We start from the raw sequence: 16,574 nt of genomic DNA, 5'->3' as shown, positions 1-16,574 counted from the left end.
CCGCCTTGCACACCCAGTGTCCAGCGCCCGCGTGCGAGCGGCCTGACTTTACCGCTGCATCGACTCCCAAACCTTGTACAAGCGCTTCACCGAGACCGGCATGGGGGTGCGCAGCTCCTGCGCAAACAGCGAGATGCGCAACTCCTCGAGCAGCCAGCGGAATTCCGCAAGCCGCGGATCCGTGACGCCGCCGCGCTGCGACACCGCCCGCTGAAAGTGCTGCAACAGCGGCTGGAATTCGGCGAACTGCCGCGCGTCGCGGGTGGCGTCCGCGCGCAGCTTGTCGATACGCAGCGCCATCCCCTTCAGATAACGCGGGAAATGTGCGAGTTGGGCATACGGCGTATCGACGACAAAACGCTTGCCGATCAGCGCATCGAGTTGATTCTGCAGATCGGTGTACGCGGCCGCGAATGGCTTCGCCTGCAGAAGCTTCTTCGTCAGGCTCGCGTACTCGCCGAGGATCTGGCCGACCAGCCGCGAGATTTCCTGCGCGAGCAACGTGAGGCGGCTACGCCCTTCGTCACGGCGGGTATGGAAGCTCGCATCGTCGTCGGGCAGCGGGTCCTGCAGACACGCGCGGTCGAGCGCGGTGTCGATCAACTGATCGCGCAGTTCTTCCTGCGTGCCGCGCGGCATGAACTGCATGGCCATTTCGCGCAGGCCCGGCAGATTCTTCTCCAGATACTTGATCGGCTCCTTCAACTGCAGCGCGAAAAGCCGACGCAGGCCCGCCCGATGAATCCGCGCGGCTTCTTCGGGCGAATCGAACACCTCGACGTCGCAGTGGGTGCCACGGTCCACGAGCGCCGGGTAGCCAAACAACGTCTGGCCACCACGGCGAATTTCGAGCAACTCGGGCAGCTTGCCGAAATTCCACGTGGTCAGGTTTTCGTACAGCGCGGTGGCTGGTGCGCCATCCGGCGCCGCGGGTTGTGGCGCGGCCGCGCCCTTGCCGCGCGCCGGGCCGCTCGCAGCCAGATCGGGAGACCGCGCAGGTGTCGCGACACCGCCGCCTGCATCGGCCAGGGCGGCGCCTGCCGCGCCCGAAACGAGCTTCTGGAAATGCTGCTGCGCCTGACCGCCGAGTTCTGCGCGCAGTTGCGACAGATTGCGTCCCATCGCGAGCTGCCGGCCATGTTCGTCGATGACCTTGAAGTTCATGAACAGATGCGCGGGCAGCGTCTCGAGCTTGAAGTCGGACTGCTTCATCGCGACCTGGGTCTGCTCGCGCACGTCGGCGATCAGCGCTTCGAGCAGCCCGCCTGCTCCGAAGCGCTGGGCGCCGTGCCGTTCGGCGAAACCTGCCGCGTATTCAGGGAGCGGCACACAATGCCGACGCAGCTTCTGCGGCAGCGACTTCAGCAGCAACTGCGCCTTCTCTTTCAGCATGCCGGGCACGAGCCACTCGCAACGGCGCGCGTCGACCTGGTTCAGCGCATACAGCGGTACGGCGAGCGTTACGCCGTCGCGAGGCGTGCCCGGCTCGAAGTGATAGGTCAGCGCCATCTCGATGCCCGCCATCGTCAGCCACTTCGGGAACAGATCCGTCGTGACACCCGCCGCTTCGTGCCGCATCAGATCGTCGCGGGACAAATACAAGAGCCGCAGCTTGTCCTCCGCCTGGCCGCTCTTTTTGACTTCGTCGCGATACCAGCGCTCGAACGACGCGCCGGTATAGACGCCATCCGGCAGCGCCTGATCGTAGAACGCATAGATCAATTCGTCGTCGACCAGCACGTCCTGGCGGCGCGACTTGTGCTCGAGCTGTTCGATGTCGGCAAGCAGTTTGCGGTTGTGCGCGAAGAAGGCCAGCTTCGTGTCGAACTCCCCTTCAACAAGCGCACCGCGAATAAACAGCTCGCGCGCCCGCGCCGGGTCCTGCTTGCCGAATGCGACGCGCCGCCGGTGATAAATCGGCAGGCCGTACAGCATCGCGCGCTCGAACGCGGACACCTGCGCCGCGCGCTTTTCCCAATGTGGCTCCGACAACGACTTTTTCAGCAGATGCGCGCCGACCTTCTCGACCCACTCCGGCTCGATTTTCGCGATACAGCGCGCGTAAAGCCGGCTCGTTTCGACCAGCTCGGCAGCCATCACCCATTTGCCCGCTTTTTTCACGAGCGCAGAGCCCGGCCACAAATAGAACTTGATGCCGCGCGCGCCGAGATAGTACGGCTCATCGTCGGCTTTCAGGCCGATGTTGCCGAGAAGGCCGGTCAGCAGCGCAAGATGGATCTGCTCGAACGTCGCCTCCGCTTCGTTCAGGCGCCAGCCGTGCTCGCGCACGACCGTCAGCAGTTGCGAATGAACATCGCGCCACTCGCGCAGCCGCAACTGCGACAGGAAGTTCTTGCGGCACTCGTCCTGCAACTGCCGGTTCGATTTCTTGTGCGCGATCGCTTCGTCGAACCAGTTCCAGATCTTCAGCCACTGCAGGAATTCGGAGCGCTCGTCAGCGAAGCGGCGATGCGCCTGGTCGGCCTGCTCCTGCGCGTCGATCGGCCGATCGCGCGGGTCCTGCACGGACAGCGCGCTCGCGATGATCAGCACTTCCTTCATCGCCTGCTGGTCGCGCGCGGCGAAGATCATGCGGCCGACGCGCGGATCGAGCGGCAGTCGCGCGAGTTCACGGCCGAGCGGCGTCAGGTGATTGTCGTCGTCGACGGCGCCGAGCTCGTTGAGCAACTGGTAGCCGTCGGAAATCGCACGGCCCGGCGGGGGCTCGATAAACGGGAACGTTTCGATCGCCGTCAGGTGCAGCGACTTCATGCGCAGAATCACCGAAGCGAGCGAAGAGCGCAGAATTTCCGGATCGGTGAAGCGCGCGCGGCCCTGGAAGTCGCTTTCCTCGTACAGCCGAATGCAGATGCCATCGGCAACCCGTCCGCAACGCCCCGCCCGTTGATTCGCGGCGGCTTGAGAAATCGACTCGACCTGCAGCTGCTCGACCTTGTTGCGATACGAGTAGCGCTTCACGCGGGCGAGGCCCGTGTCGACCACGTAGCGGATGCCGGGTACCGTCAGCGAAGTTTCGGCGACGTTGGTCGCGAGCACGATGCGGCGCGCGTTCGACGCGCGGAACACGCGCTCCTGCTCGGCCGCCGAGAGCCGCGCGAACAGCGGCAGAATCTCCGTATGGGGCGGGTGATGTTTGCGCAGCGCCTCGGCGGCGTCCCGAATCTCACGCTCGCCGGGCAGGAACACCAGCACATCGCCGTGACCCTCGCGGCACAGTTCGTCGACGGCCTCGACGATCGCCTCCATCAGATCGCGATCGGTCTCGCGCTGCGTCTTCGGGCGCTCGCGGCCAGACGACGCCACACCCGAGGTCCCTTGCGCCGCCTTGACCGCCGGGCTGTCCTCGACCACCGGTCGGTAACGCACCTCGACCGGATAAAGCCGCCCGCTCACTTCGATCACCGGTGCGGGCTTATCGTCGCTGCCGAAGTGGCGCGCGAAACGGTCGGCGTCGATCGTCGCCGAGGTCACGATCAGCTTCAGGTCGGGACGCTTCGGAAGAATCTCCTTCAGGTAGCCGAGCAGAAAATCGATGTTCAGGCTGCGCTCGTGCGCTTCGTCGATGATCAGCGTGTCGTAGGCTTTCAGCAGCGGATCGGTCTGCGTTTCGGCAAGCAGAATGCCGTCGGTCATCAGCTTGACCGATGCGCCCGGCGCGAGGTTGTCGTTGAAGCGCACCTTGTAGCCGACCACTTCACCGAACGGCGTGCCGAGTTCCTCGGCGATACGGCGCCCGGTCGCCGACGCGGCGATCCGGCGCGGCTGCGTATGGCCGATCAGACCATTGCCGCCTGTGCCCAGACCACGGCCGAGCGTGAGGCAGATTTTCGGCAACTGCGTGGTCTTGCCCGAACCGGTTTCGCCCGACACGATCACGACCTGATTCTCCGCGATCGCCCGCGCGATCTCGTCGCGACGACCGGAAACGGGAAGTGCTTCGGGGAAGGTGATCGGTGGAATCGGATTCGGCTCGACGATCCGCGGCGACCGCGGTTCGCGCGGCGCGCGAGGCTCCTTGCGCGGCTCGCCCGATTGTTTGTCGTGCGAGTGCGTGGCGCGCGGACCGTGACGTTGCTCGTCACGTGGTCCGCGCTCGTCCTGTTCGTTGCGAGGCGCACGATGCCGTTCAACGCGCGGCGTGTCCGAGCGCGCGTCGCGGACTTCGCCACGCTGCCCGCTTTGCCGCGTACCACCTCGCTCATCACGAGCCTGGCGGCCATGCGCACCGCGCGGCGCGGTCGAAGGCGTACTGCGGTGCTCGCTTTGCGGCCCCTCCTGTTGCTCGCTTTGCGGCCCACCGCTCTGCTGCTCACGGGCCGCGTTTTGAAGCGCGGAACGGAATTGGCCAAGCTGCTCGCTCAACGAAGCGCCACGTGGCTCGCCACGAGCCCCACCGCCCCGCTTGGCATCGGACGCTTCACCCGATTCAGCGCGAGATTCGCCGCGCCGTTCATCACGCGCCGCGCCTCGCGCGCGAGCGTGCTTTTCGCGATCGTCACGACCCGCACCGCCACCTTCCGGCGACACTGTTTGCGCAGAGGCGCCCGCCTCCCGACGCGCGTCACGCGCCTGCTCTGGTTTCGCATCCTGCGCTGGGTGGCGCATCGTGTCACCGGGCCTGGCCGGCTCTCCGGCCGACGCCGGTTTCTCGTTCGCCCCAGCGGGACTTTTGGGTACATTCGACATGGGGGCGCATTATAATCCCCGGCATGAATTCCCAAACCGACCTCGTCCCCGCGCCCGCGAGCGTTCCGGCCCCCGCCGACTCGCCGGAAACCCTCGCCCAGCACGCGCAATTCGTCGACTGGATGCGTTCAGTCGCTCCGTATATCCACGCGTTCCGAAACAAGACATTCGTCGTCGGTTTCGGCGGCGAAGTGGTGCATCAGGGGCTGCTCAATGCACTCGTGTCCGACATCGCGCTGCTACAGGCAATGGGCATCCAGATCGTTTTGGTGCATGGCTCGCGCCCGCAGGTCGAGGAGCAGATGAGTCTCCACGGCGTCGAATCGGAGTTTTCGCACGGCATGCGCATTACCGACGCGCGCGCGCTCGAGTCCGCGAAGGAAGCGGCCGGCGAAGTGCGTCTCGACATCGAAGCCGCAATCAGCCAGGGTCTGCCGAACACGCCGATGGCGCACGCGCACATCAGCGTCGTGTCGGGCAACTTCGTAACGGCGCGCCCAGTCGGCATTCTGGACGGCGTCGACTTCCAGCACACGGGTCTCGTGCGCAAGATCGACGCGGATTCGATCCGACATTCGCTCGCGAGCCGCAAGCTCGTGCTGCTGTCGCCGCTCGGCTTCTCCCCCACCGGCGAAGCGTTCAATCTGTCGATGGAAGACGTGGCTTCGGCCGCGGCCATCGCGCTGCGCGCCGACAAGATCGTGTTCCTGACCGAAACCGCGGGTCTGATGGAGACCAGCGAAAGCGGTACGGAGCTGATCCGCGAACTGTCGCTCGACGACGCCTACAAGCTGCACGAAAGCGGCGAAGTCACCGGCGACGCCGGCTTCTACCTGAAGCATTCGATCCGCGCCTGCCGCGGCGGCGTGCCGCGCGCGCACATCATCCCGTATGCGCTCGACGGCAGCCTGCTGCTCGAACTGTTCCTGCACGATGGCGTCGGCACGATGATCTCGTACGAGAACCTCGAAAGCCTGCGCGAAGCGACGCCGGACGACGTCGGCGGCATTCTCGCGCTGATCGAGCCGCTCGAAGCCGACGGCACGCTGGTACGGCGCGGCCGTCACCAGATCGAGCGCGACATCGACCATTTCTCGGTGATCGAGCACGACGGCGTGCTGTTCGGCTGCGCGGCGCTGTATCCGTATTCGCAGGAGCGCATCGGCGAAATGGCGTGCCTTACGGTCGCACCCGAAGCGCAAGGCACCGGCGACGGCGAGCGTCTGCTCAAGCGGATCGAGCAGCGCGCGCGGGCACGCGGCCTCACGCGCATTTTCGTGCTCACCACGCGCACCGAACACTGGTTCCTGAAACGCGGCTTCGTCAAGGCTACGGTCGACGACCTGCCCGAAGACCGCCGCCGACTCTATAACTGGCAGCGAAAGTCGCTCGTGCTGATGAAACAGCTTTGAGTAACTGCGTGATCGTCCCCATCTGATCCGAACTGGCGTTTGCCCGCCCCACGTTGATACAGTAATTATTTTTCATGGGACTGGAGTCAGTGCTAAAGCACTCACTCCGGTCGACACAGGAGAAGCACAGCATGACTCGTATGGTTCAATGCGCGAAGCTCGGCAAGGAAGCCGAAGGCCTCGATTTCCCGCCGCTGCCGGGCGAACTCGGCAAGCGGATCTACGAAAGTATCTCGAAGGAAGCCTGGCAGGCCTGGTTGAAGCAGCAGACCATGCTGATCAACGAAAACCGCCTGAACATGGCCGATCCGCGCGCGCGTCAGTATCTGATGAAGCAGACCGAAAAGTTCTTCTTCGGCGAAGGCGCGGATACCGCATCGGGCTACGTGCCGCCGTCGGCTTGAGCTTGCCACGTCGAGAGCGACACCAGCACGCGTCGCCCGAACCGGGCGAACACACGCCTAAAAATCCGCGCCGCGAGCGCGGATTTTTTCGCCCCGACATCGGCCGCGCATCGTGTCGGCATTCACCTCGTCTGCACGTCAAAAAATCGCCCCCGCGAATGTTCTAAGCGGTCCGTTTTCAAACCCGTTTCGACCCCGCCAGAACCCCCGCCCCGCAATGGATTGAGCCACACCGGCGGCCTTCGCCCGCACCCCCGGTTTGCACGATCCTCTGTCATCGTGCTAATATGTGCCCCGTTTCAGCTGCAATTCACCTTCATTCGTGTTCTTTTCAGATTGGCTCGTCGTGCATTTTCGGCGCGTGCGTCATCCTGAATCGAGCTGTTTTTAAACAAGAAGGCTCGTCGGTCGTTTCCCCGCCTAACGCGGATAAATTCAAGACCGGCCTTTTTCGTTTCAAGCCTTCAGTGGCGCATGGGTCGGCTTCCGCAACCCCGCGTCCTTCATGCACCTGCCCCCCTTCCACGGCCACGCAGGTGCAACTGTCAGCACAATCTAGACGAGTGTTTTTTCGCGAACTTATCGCGAGGCACGGGCGTTTGCTTCATTTCGCCAACTGTTCCGCCGCCGTATAACCGGCACCGCGGATACCCTCGCCACGCTCACGAAATTGCACTTCCAGCAACCGAGGCGGAACGCATCACGAGTTTCGTCGCAGTCATTGGAGTTTTTAACCTTGACCGCTTCCAGCAACGGCTTCTGGCGACATCACAAACAAGAACAACGCCTTACCCTCGACGACATCACCGTCGTCGATCACTCCCTCCTGAAACGGGCCGTCGGCGCAATGGCGCTCGGCAACGCGATGGAATGGTTCGATTTCGGCGTGTACAGCTATATCGCGGTGACGCTCGGCAAGGTGTTCTTCCCCTCGTCGAGCCCGTCGGCGCAGCTCATCGCGACCTTCGGCACGTTTGCCGCGGCGTTTCTCGTGCGGCCGATCGGCGGCATGGTGTTCGGGCCGCTCGGTGACCGTATCGGCCGTCAGCGCGTGCTGGCGATGACGATGATCATGATGGCCGCGGGCACCTTCGCGATCGGCCTGATCCCCAACTACGCGACGATCGGCATTCTCGCGCCGGCGCTATTGCTGCTCGCGCGCCTCGTGCAGGGCTTCTCGACCGGCGGCGAGTACGGCGGCGCCGCGACCTTCATTGCCGAATTTTCGACCGACAAGCGCCGCGGCTTCATGGGCAGCTTCCTCGAGTTCGGCACGCTGATCGGCTATGTGCTCGGCGCGGGCACGGTCGCGCTGTTGACGGCGACGCTGTCGACCGACGCACTGCTGTCCTGGGGCTGGCGCGTGCCGTTCCTGATCGCCGGTCCGCTCGGCCTCATGGGTCTCTACATCCGTATGAAGCTCGAGGAAACGCCCGCGTTCAAGAAGCAGGCCGAACAGCGTGAAGCCGAGGACCGCGCGCTGCCTAAGCAGTCGTTCGGCCAGCTGCTCGCGCAGCAATGGAAGCCGCTGCTGCTGTGCGTCGGCCTCGTGCTGATCTTCAACGTGACCGACTACATGGCGCTGTCGTATCTGCCGAGCTATCTGTCGGCGACGCTGCACTTCAATGAGACGCACGGCCTGTTCCTCGTGCTGCTCGTGATGATCCTGATGATGCCGATGACGCTCGCCGCCGGCCGTCTGTCCGACGCGATCGGCCGCAAGCCGGTGATGCTGCTCGGCTGCGTCGGTCTGTTCGCGCTGTCGATTCCCGCGCTGCTGCTGATTCGCATGGGCACGGTGCTGCCGGTGTTCGCCGGTCTGATGATTCTCGGCGTGCTGCTGTCGTGTTTCACCGGCGTGATGCCGTCGGCACTGCCGGCGCTGTTCCCGACCCGGATCCGCTACGGTGCGCTCGCGATCGGCTTCAATGTCTCGGTGTCGCTGTTCGGCGGTACGACGCCGCTCGTGACCGCATGGCTGGTCGACCGCACCGGCAATCTGATGATGCCCGCGTACTACCTGATGGGCGCATCGCTGATCGGCATTGTATCGGTGCTTGCGCTGCGCGAAACCGCGCGCAAGCCGCTGCTCGGCTCGGGCCCGTGCGTCGCGACGCGCGCCGAAGCGCACGCGGTGCTGCGCGGCGAACGCGAGGCCGAGGAGATGGATGAACGGTTCGCGGCGGCTGCGACCGCGCGTGCCTGATCGGCGCAGTCATCCCTCGCCAGAGTAGTCTCGAAGCGGGCCGGCGATTTTCGCCGGCCCGCTTTTTTTACGTCAGCAGCGCATCGAACGTCGCGCTGACCTGCGCGCCTTCGACGATCAGTCTGCCAGCGCACACCGGCAGCTTGAAGCGCCGTGGCCCCGCGCTGCCCGGATTGACGTACAGCACGCCGTCGCGCTCGGCGATCGACGGCTTGTGCGAGTGGCCGCTCACCACGACGCGAATGCCTTCATCGTGCGGTACGCAGCCCAGCTCGGCGATATCGTGCACGACCAGAATCGTGACCTGCTGGACGGTCAGCCGAGCATGCGTCGGTAAAGACGCCGCCCATTCACCGGTATCGTTGTTGCCGCGCACCGCGGTCAGCGGCGCGATCCGCGCGAGCGCGTCGAGCACGTCCGGCTTGCAGATATCGCCCGCGTGAATGATCGCGTCGCAGCCGTCCAGATAGTGCAACGCTTCGGGACGCACGAGGTTGTGGGTATCGGAGACGAGCCCGATGCGGGCAGCAGTCGATGGTGGGCGACGTGAAGTCATGCGCAGTCCTGCTCAGTCTGCGGCTGCGCAAACTCACGCGCCGCCGCTGGGGCGCGCCGCTGCCCAGCCAGCATGCGCCGCGTCAACCCCTGCACGACGACCGACACCACCGCCGCGCACGCAAAGCCCGTCGCCACACCGTACTGTGGCAACAGCAATGCCGTCACCGCGAAGAACGCCGCGAACGAGCCGCGCCCGACCACCATGCCGCGCATCAGCAGCGCGACGAAGTCCGCGCCATGCGCACGCTGCGCCGATACCGCGAGCACGATACCGAGCAGCGGAAACACCGACAGCACGCCACTCCACGCCGCGCCCATCGATGCCGAGGCCGTCGTCACCGCGAGCGTCAGCAGCGCGCCCGCGAGCATGCGTACCGCCAGATCCGCGCGGCCGACGCGCGCCGCCGGTACATGACCGGTCGCGCGCGGCAAGCTGCTCTGCGACACCGCGACGCCCACGCACGCCGCCGCCAGCGCCCACCCGGCCGAACCGGGCAGCCGCACGATCAGCAGCGCCGCGCCGAGCCAGCCGGCCACCCCCACGACCAGTGCAAGCGGCCAGGCGAAACGCCGGCAGGTCCAACCATAAGCAAGATTGAACGCCTCCAACGCGGCGATCGCCGCAATCGACGCCGCCGACGCCTGCGCCGCGAACGCCGGCCCTCGCTCGAGCGCGAGCAGCAGCATGATCGGTCCGGCGACGACCGGCAGCCCCGCGAGCCATCCCGCGACCGATGGTCCCCAGACGCGCGCGGCCACCGTCAGCGCCGCGAGAAAGGCCGGCACCAGCACGAGCTTCAGCGCGAGCAGCATGCTCAGGCCTCCAGCACGTGTTCGATGCGCCGGTCCGGCACGAACCACCACACGGCCGCGAGCGCGTACAGCGCCGCCGACGCCCACGGCACGACGAACGCGAGCCCGATGCCGGTCAGGTAAATGACGACCGAGACCTTACCCTTGAAGTCGTTGCCGAGCGCTTTGGCCAGTGCCGAATCGCGTCCATGCTGAGAAATCAGCGCACGCGTCAGGATGAAATACGCGATCGCCGACATGAACAGCACGATGCCGTACATCGCGGTCGGCCACGCGGCCAGATGGTTTCGGCCGACCCAGTGCGTGACGACCGGCAGCAGCGACAGCCAGAACAGCAGATGCAGGTTCGCCCACAGCACCGTGCCGTTGACCTTCTGCACCGCATGGAACACGTGATGGTGATTGTTCCAGTAGATGCCGACGTAGATGAAGCTCAGTACGTAAGCGCAGAACACCGGTACGACCGGGCGCAGCGCCGCGAGATCGTAGCCCTCTGGCACCTTCAGCTCGAGCACCATGATCGTGATGATGATGGCGATTACGCCATCGCTGAAGGCTTCGACACGTCCCTTGCCCATGCTGCGTTGTCCCGAAGATGAATGCGGTGGGGCGCACAGCCCGCCCGCGCGTTGCGCCCGGGCCGCGCCGCTGCCGATTATCCGCGATGGCGCGAGGATTTGTCGATGCGCGGAACCGGCCGCGCGAACGGCTCTATGCGCCGGGGCTCACGGGTAGTAGACGGCGAGCCACACGCTTGGCTCGGTGTCGCTCGTATATGCGACGCGGTGCCGGCAATGCGCTTCGATCAGCACGTGATCGCCTGGCTTCATCGGATGCGGCTCGGGGTCGCCGTCGAATTCGAGCACCGCCGCGCCGCTGAGCAGCACGACCCATTCGGCGCGCGGGCTGTCGTACCAGAAGCCCGGCGGACTCGCCTGCCCCGTCGAGACGATCCGCTCGATCGTCACGCCGCCCCGCTCGACGAGCGCGTCGACCTGCTCATCGGCCGTCGTCCTCGACCGCGCGACGGCGTCGAACAGGTTGCCGCTGCTACGTGCGGGTTTGAGCGAGCTTGTCATGGGCGTGTCGCGCCGGCGTCAACGCAGTTCATTGCATCGGTTTGAGTCCATCGAGCAGCGTCGGCACGAGTTCGCTGATGGTCGGATGCACGTGCATCGCGTATTGCAAAGTGGGATACGGCGCGCCCGCCGTCATGATGTCGACGAACGTATGGATCGCCTCGTCGCCCTCGACGCCGTGAATCGCCGCGCCGAGTATCTGTTTGCTGTTGGCATCGACGAGCGCCTTCATGAAGCCGTCGGTTTCGCCACGCTCGCGCGCACGGCCCACTCGCGACATCGGCATCGTCGCGATCAGCGCTTTGCGGCCGCTCTTGCGCACCTCCTCTTCCGACATGCCGACACGCGCGAGCGGCGGATCGACGAACACCGCGTACGTCATGATCCGCGTGTCGACGCTGCGCGCGCCGCCGTCGAGCAGGTTCGCCGCGACGATCTGGTAGTCGTCGTAAGACGTATGCGTGAACGCGCCGCGGCCGTTCACGTCGCCGATCGCCCAGACGCCCGGCACGCTGGTGCGCAGCTGGCCGTCGACGATGATCGTGCCGTGCCGGTCGGTCTCGATGCCCGCGACGTCGAGACCGAGGTCGTCGGTATTCGGCGTGCGGCCGGTCGCGATCAGCAGATGCGATGCCTCCATCGCCGGAATGTTCTGCTCGAAGCCGATGCACACGTCGTTTGCGCGATGCGGATGCGGCTCGACGCGCGTCGGCTGCACGCCGAAATGAAACTCGACGCCCTCGCGCGCGAGCACCTTCTGCACCGATTCCGCGAAATCGGCATCCTCGCGGTTGAGCACGCGCTCGCCACGCACCAGCACGCTGACGCGGCTGCCGAAGCGGCGAAACACCTGCGCGAATTCGAGCGCGATATAACTGCCGCCGACGATCACCAGATGATTCGGCAACGTGGTCAGTTCGAGCAGCGTCGAGTTCGTGTAGTACGGAATCCGCTGGATGCCTTCGAGCGGCGGCACGACCGCGCGCGTGCCGGTGTTGATGAAGATTTCGAACGCGCTGAGTTCGTCCAGCAGTTGGCCGTCGCGCCCGATGATCGAAAGCGTGCGCGCGCCGGTGAAGCGCGCGTGGCCATTGAACACCGTGATGTTTTTCGTGCCGCGCAGCCACTTTTCGACGCCGCTGCGCGACTGTCCGATGATCCGGTCCTTGCGCGCCTTGACGGCCGCCATATCGACGCTGACCGAGCCCACCTGCACGCCGAGGTCCGCCGCATGGCGCGCCACGTGCGCCGCGCGGGCGCTCGCCACATAAGATTTGGTCGGCGTGCAGCCAACGTTGACACAGGTGCCGCCGAAGTCCGCGCGTTCGATCACCGCGGTACGGCGCCCGCTTTGAGCGAGCCGCACGGCGAGCGGCGAGCCGCCTTGTCCCGTACCGATCACGACTGCGTCGAAGTGCTGTGGCATGGCAACTCTCCCGGGGCAGGGTGCAGGTCGTAGCATCTTACGCTTAGTGCCACGGGCTGCCATGCGATGTCGGATTGTGCGGGCGCTTTGGCGACGGCCCGTTTCGCCGCGCGCCGCGCGAGGCGGCGCCAATCAGTCTGGATTACTGGGTGGTACTTCGTGGGACTTCTCAGGCGTGGCAATGAACCGCGCAAATCAACTCGCGCGAACGCTGCAATGCGGCCTGCGCGCCGCGCGCCGCGAACACCCAGCCGACCTGGCCGAGATTGAAGTCTTGCGACACCATCACCTGCATCAAGGCGACCATCGGCAACACGACCGATGGCCGGTAAAGCTGGTTTCTGATCAACTCTGACATCACGACCCCCATTGCGGAGCGCCGCTTCGGCACTGCGCACCAATAACGTTTCGATGGGGGAATTCTAGGGAGCGCGTCGCCGCCGATAAATAGCGGCAACGCGAAGTCACTTGTTCGGCAAACTGAACAATCGCATCAGGACGCCTTCGCCCTGCCGATCAATTGCGCGTCGTACAGCGTGCGCGCATAGGCGCTGGCCCCGACCGGCCGGCTGTACAGGTAGCCCTGCTGCTTGTCGCAATCGATCGCGCGCAGAAACGCCGCCTGCTCGGCGGTCTCGACGCCCTCGGCGGTCACGTTCATGCCGAGCGAGTGCGCCATCGCGACGACCGCCTGCGTGATCGCGATCGAATCGCGATGATCCGGCAGCCCCGCGACGAACGACCGGTCGATCTTCAGGTTGTGCAGCGGAAAGCGCTTCAGGTACGACAGCGACGAATAGCCGGTGCCGAAATCGTCGACCGACACGCGCACGCCCATTGCGCTCAGCGCGCTCAGCATCGGCAGCACGGTATCGCTGTCGCTCATCAGCAGCCGCTCGGTGATTTCGAGTTCGAGCGCGGCCGGTTCGAGCGCGCACTGCGCGAGACAGCGCTCGATGCGCTCGAGCAGCCCGTCGTTGAACTGCCGCGGCGACAGATTCACCGCGACGACCAGATGCGGCGCCAACGTGCGCCGCCACTGCGCGACCTGCTGGCAGGCGTGTTCGAGCACCCAGTCGCCGATCTCGACGATCAGCCCGGCGTCCTCGGCGACCGGAATGAATTCGCCCGGCGACACGTTGCCCAGTTCGCCGTTGTACCAGCGCAGCAGCGCTTCCGCGCCGATCGTGCGGCCGCTCTGGCTATCGACGATCGGCTGGTACACGAGGCTCAGCTCGTTGCCCGCGAGCGCGCGCCGCAGCGACTGCTCGATCGTGAAACGCCGCTGCAGATGCTGGTTCAGCTCGGCGGTGAAGAACTGGAAGTTGTTGCGGCCGCGCTGCTTCGCGTGATACATCGCCGAGTCGGCGTTGCGCATCAGCGTCGCGACGTCCCGGCCGTCTTCGGGAAAGAGGCTAATGCCGATCGACGCGCCCAGGTAGTACTCGTTCCCCGCCACCGCGAATGGCACCGCGATCATGTCGAGAACACGATGCGCGAGGCCGATCAGCTCGCTGGTATTACCGCACGCACTGGAGACGATCACGAACTCGTCGCCGCCCACCCGCGCCAGCGTGTCGCTGCGCCCGACGCAGGCCGACAACCGCTCGGCCACGCTGCACAGCAGGGCATCGCCGGCTTCGTGACCGGCGGTGTCGTTGACCTTCTTGAAGCCGTCGAGATCGACGAACAGCACGGCGACGCTGGCGAGTTCGCCGCCATGCTCGCCGCCGGCGCGCGGCGCGAACAGGTCGCGCATCCGTTCGGTCAGGTAGGCGCGGTTGTAGAGGCCCGTCAGCGAATCGCGCGTGGCGAGGTACTTCAGCTGGCGCTGCGCCTCGCGCACCGGCCCGATGTCGGAAAACGAAATCAGCACGGAGTCCGGTTCGCTGTCGCCCGGGCGCAGGATCGGCACGACGTTTTCCGTGATCCACACGACTTCGCCGCTCATCAGCTCGAGGCCGATCGTCACGCCGAGCATCGGCTTGCCGGTCGCGAAGACCTGGGTGACCGGACGGTTGGCGTCGCCGATCACCGAGCCGTCCTCGCCGAACGCGCGTGTCATCACGGTCTGCATGCTGCGGCCGACGACCTGCGGTGTCACGTGCAGCATGCGCTGCGCACTCGGATTGCAGGCGAGCACGATGCCGGTGCGCGACTGCACGACGATGCCTTCGCTCAGATGATCGACGACCAGCCGGTGACGCTCCTCGCTATGCGCGAGGCGCTGCGCCATCGCGTCCTGATGGACCGCGAGGCCGACGCTGCTGCCGATGTCGCGCAGCATCGCCTCTTCCTCGGGGGTCGGACGGCGCGTGGTGCGGTAGTAGACCGCGAACGCGCCGAGCACGTTGCCGGCATCGTTTTCGAAGGGCACGGACCAGCAGGCGCGCAAGCCATGGGGCAATGCGAAAGCGCGGAAGTTTTCCCACAGCGGATCGGATTCGATGTCGTCGACGATCACCAGACGGCGCTCGAACATCGCCGTGCCGCATGAGCCGGCGCGCGGACCGATCGCGGCGCCCTCGATCGCGGCGCTGAACGGGGGCGGCAGCGACGGCGCGCCGCCGACACGCACGTGCAAGCCGTCGGGGTCGAGCAGCAGGATCGAGCAGCACGCGCCGTCGCCGAGCAGCGCCTCGGCGCGACGGCAGACTTCGTCGAGCAGCTCGGGCAGCGGCGTGTTGCGCGTGATCAGCCGCAACACGCTGCGCTCGGATGCGAGTACTTCCTCGGCCCGTTCCGGGCGATAGCGGGCGCCCTCCGGCGCGGCTGTCGTGCCACGTGATGTCGCTTCGCAAATCATAGTTGCGCCCCCCAACCCAACATCGGCAAGTTAGTGTACGCGGCACACCGGGGTTTACGCTAAGCACGGCGTGGAAATCTGCCACGCATTGCGTGCGGACGGCTACGGGTGTGGTGTGCGAGCATCGGTCGACGCGGGTACGACGGGCGACGGCAGGTCTGAGGCCGTCGGTTCGTGGCCCGCAAGCGCCGCAGCGGATCGATGCCGGGCCGCTGCGGCAGGTTGCGGCGGCCCGATTGGCACCACTGTCTTCAGTGCTGTGGCGGCGTCAATGTCTCAATTGTCAATTGTTGCCGCCGCCTCCTGGTGGCCGTGTTCCGCCGCCACCACCGCCTTGGGGTCCGCCTTGATGATCACTTTGAGGTCCGCCTTGACCACCTGGGGGACGATTGCCGCCGCCCTGCTGAGCGCCGCCCGGCGGGCGACCGCCTCCGCCGCCTTGCGGTCCGCCGCCCGGTGGCCGGCCAACCCCCCCACCGCCCTGCTGCGCGCCGGGAGGACGGCCGCCCGCGCTGCCCGGCGGCGGACCACCCGGTGGTCGGCCGCCCGCGTTGCCCGGTGGTCGGCCGCCCTCGTGACCTGGAGGCCGTCCGCCTGCATGGCCCGGCGGCGGCCCACCCGGAGGACGCCCGCCCGCATTGCCCGGCGGCGACCCACCCGGAGGACGCCCGCCGACATGCCCCGGCAACGGCCGCCAGTTCGGCGGGGGATGCCCGGCGCCCGGTCGCGGCGGCGGGGGCGGCGCATGACGCGCCCAGCGCGACCGCTGGCCGTACCACGGCTGGCCGCGGTAGTAGTTGCCCCAGTAATCGTTGATCGAGAACGCGAGGATCGGCAGGCCGAGCGCCGCGCCGTAGTTCAGCGGCATGTTGTAGCCCTGGTACGGCGAACTGAGCCGAGACGCATACACCCAGCCGCGCAGATTCGGTGTGGCGACGTCGCACCACTGGTAGTTGCTCAGGCACCCCATCACCGTCACCGGAACGCCGCCCGGTAGCTGCGCGACGATCGGGTAGTCGGACGCCGGGCCCGCGCGCAGGTTTGTGCCGCTATTCGTATAGGCCTGCGACTGCGCGCTGGCCACGCCGGGCAAAATCAGCAGGCCCGCTGCCATGTAAAGACCGATCACGAGTTGTCGTTGCATTCGTTCTTCCTATCTCGAT

The 16,574-nt window shown here is 66.1% G+C and carries 12 protein-coding genes; 3 read left to right on the top strand and 9 right to left on the bottom strand.

What is annotated here, in order from left to right; genetic code table 11:
- Positions 1–48: 48 nt before the first annotated feature.
- A complete protein-coding gene (gene hrpA / locus QFZ91_RS21200) occupies positions 49–4,707 on the bottom strand; it encodes an ATP-dependent RNA helicase HrpA (RefSeq protein ID WP_429568327.1) in 4,659 nt (1,552 codons plus the stop codon).
- Positions 4,708–4,730: 23 nt separating this feature from the next.
- On the opposite strand from hrpA, the gene argA reads away from it, so the two are divergent.
- The 3 genes from argA to proP all read left to right on the top strand — a co-directional run bounded on the left by argA (position 4,731) and on the right by proP (position 8,729).
- Positions 4,731–6,119, top strand: a complete 1,389-nt coding sequence (gene argA, locus QFZ91_RS21195; protein WP_176108152.1) for an amino-acid N-acetyltransferase — start codon at positions 4,731–4,733, stop codon at positions 6,117–6,119.
- 131 nt (positions 6,120–6,250) lie between these two features.
- Complete coding sequence (locus QFZ91_RS21190) at positions 6,251–6,523, top strand: oxidative damage protection protein (protein WP_026228676.1); 273 nt, start codon at positions 6,251–6,253, stop codon at positions 6,521–6,523.
- 736 nt (positions 6,524–7,259) lie between these two features.
- The gene (proP, locus tag QFZ91_RS21185; protein WP_176108151.1) at positions 7,260–8,729 is read left to right on the top strand and encodes a glycine betaine/L-proline transporter ProP; all 1,470 of its coding nucleotides are present in this window, start codon (positions 7,260–7,262) and stop codon (positions 8,727–8,729) included.
- Positions 8,730–8,796: 67 nt separating this feature from the next.
- On the opposite strand, the gene QFZ91_RS21180 is transcribed toward proP, so the two are convergent.
- The 8 genes from QFZ91_RS21180 to QFZ91_RS21145 form a co-directional block, all read right to left on the bottom strand.
- Positions 8,797–9,285 carry a metallophosphoesterase family protein gene (locus QFZ91_RS21180; protein WP_184226637.1) on the bottom strand — a complete coding sequence of 163 codons (489 nt, stop codon included), beginning with the start codon at positions 9,283–9,285 and terminating at the stop codon, positions 8,797–8,799.
- Positions 9,282–10,100, bottom strand: coding sequence for a hypothetical protein (locus QFZ91_RS21175; RefSeq protein ID WP_368718756.1), 819 nt, complete (start codon positions 10,098–10,100; stop codon positions 9,282–9,284). Before QFZ91_RS21175 ends, QFZ91_RS21180 begins: the two co-directional genes overlap by 4 nt.
- Before the next feature lie 2 nt (positions 10,101–10,102).
- Positions 10,103–10,678, bottom strand: a complete 576-nt coding sequence (locus QFZ91_RS21170; protein ID WP_176382052.1) for a TMEM175 family protein — start codon at positions 10,676–10,678, stop codon at positions 10,103–10,105.
- 147 nt (positions 10,679–10,825) lie between these two features.
- Positions 10,826–11,179, bottom strand: coding sequence for a cupin domain-containing protein (locus tag QFZ91_RS21165; RefSeq protein WP_368718755.1), 354 nt, complete (start codon positions 11,177–11,179; stop codon positions 10,826–10,828).
- 28 nt (positions 11,180–11,207) lie between these two features.
- Positions 11,208–12,605 (bottom strand): FAD-containing oxidoreductase, encoded by a 1,398-nt coding sequence (locus tag QFZ91_RS21160; protein WP_429568326.1) that lies wholly within the window; start codon positions 12,603–12,605, stop codon positions 11,208–11,210.
- Positions 12,606–12,774: 169 nt separating this feature from the next.
- Entirely contained in the window at positions 12,775–12,963 is a 189-nt protein-coding gene (locus QFZ91_RS21155) for a hypothetical protein (protein WP_008922008.1), read from the bottom strand.
- A gap of 135 nt (positions 12,964–13,098) precedes the next feature.
- Positions 13,099–15,411, bottom strand: coding sequence for a putative bifunctional diguanylate cyclase/phosphodiesterase (locus QFZ91_RS21150; RefSeq protein WP_429568325.1), 2,313 nt, complete (start codon positions 15,409–15,411; stop codon positions 13,099–13,101).
- Between the two features lie 283 nt (positions 15,412–15,694).
- A complete protein-coding gene (locus QFZ91_RS21145) occupies positions 15,695–16,555 on the bottom strand; it encodes an SH3 domain-containing protein (RefSeq protein ID WP_429568324.1) in 861 nt (286 codons plus the stop codon).
- Positions 16,556–16,574: the final 19 nt, after the last annotated feature.

The organism is Paraburkholderia sp. JPY419 (assembly GCF_050435705.1).
In the GTDB taxonomy this organism is placed as follows: Bacteria; Pseudomonadota; Gammaproteobacteria; order Burkholderiales; family Burkholderiaceae; genus Paraburkholderia; species Paraburkholderia youngii.
Note: the sequence above shows the minus strand (reverse complement) of the source record. Positions and strands in the feature narration are given on the sequence as shown.

Coding starts and splice junctions, on each gene's coding strand:
- QFZ91_RS21175 (WP_368718756.1), bottom strand. CDS start 10,100: ATGCTGCTCGCGCTGAAGCTCGTGCTGGTGCCGGCCTTTCTCGCGGCG.
- argA (WP_176108152.1), top strand. CDS start 4,731: ATGAATTCCCAAACCGACCTCGTCCCCGCGCCCGCGAGCGTTCCGGCC.
- hrpA (WP_429568327.1), bottom strand. CDS start 4,707: ATGTCGAATGTACCCAAAAGTCCCGCTGGGGCGAACGAGAAACCGGCG.
- QFZ91_RS21190 (WP_026228676.1), top strand. CDS start 6,251: ATGACTCGTATGGTTCAATGCGCGAAGCTCGGCAAGGAAGCCGAAGGC.
- QFZ91_RS21170 (WP_176382052.1), bottom strand. CDS start 10,678: ATGGGCAAGGGACGTGTCGAAGCCTTCAGCGATGGCGTAATCGCCATC.
- QFZ91_RS21160 (WP_429568326.1), bottom strand. CDS start 12,605: ATGCCACAGCACTTCGACGCAGTCGTGATCGGTACGGGACAAGGCGGC.
- QFZ91_RS21150 (WP_429568325.1), bottom strand. CDS start 15,411: ATGATTTGCGAAGCGACATCACGTGGCACGACAGCCGCGCCGGAGGGC.
- QFZ91_RS21180 (WP_184226637.1), bottom strand. CDS start 9,285: ATGACTTCACGTCGCCCACCATCGACTGCTGCCCGCATCGGGCTCGTC.
- QFZ91_RS21155 (WP_008922008.1), bottom strand. CDS start 12,963: ATGTCAGAGTTGATCAGAAACCAGCTTTACCGGCCATCGGTCGTGTTG.
- QFZ91_RS21145 (WP_429568324.1), bottom strand. CDS start 16,555: ATGCAACGACAACTCGTGATCGGTCTTTACATGGCAGCGGGCCTGCTG.
- QFZ91_RS21165 (WP_368718755.1), bottom strand. CDS start 11,179: ATGACAAGCTCGCTCAAACCCGCACGTAGCAGCGGCAACCTGTTCGAC.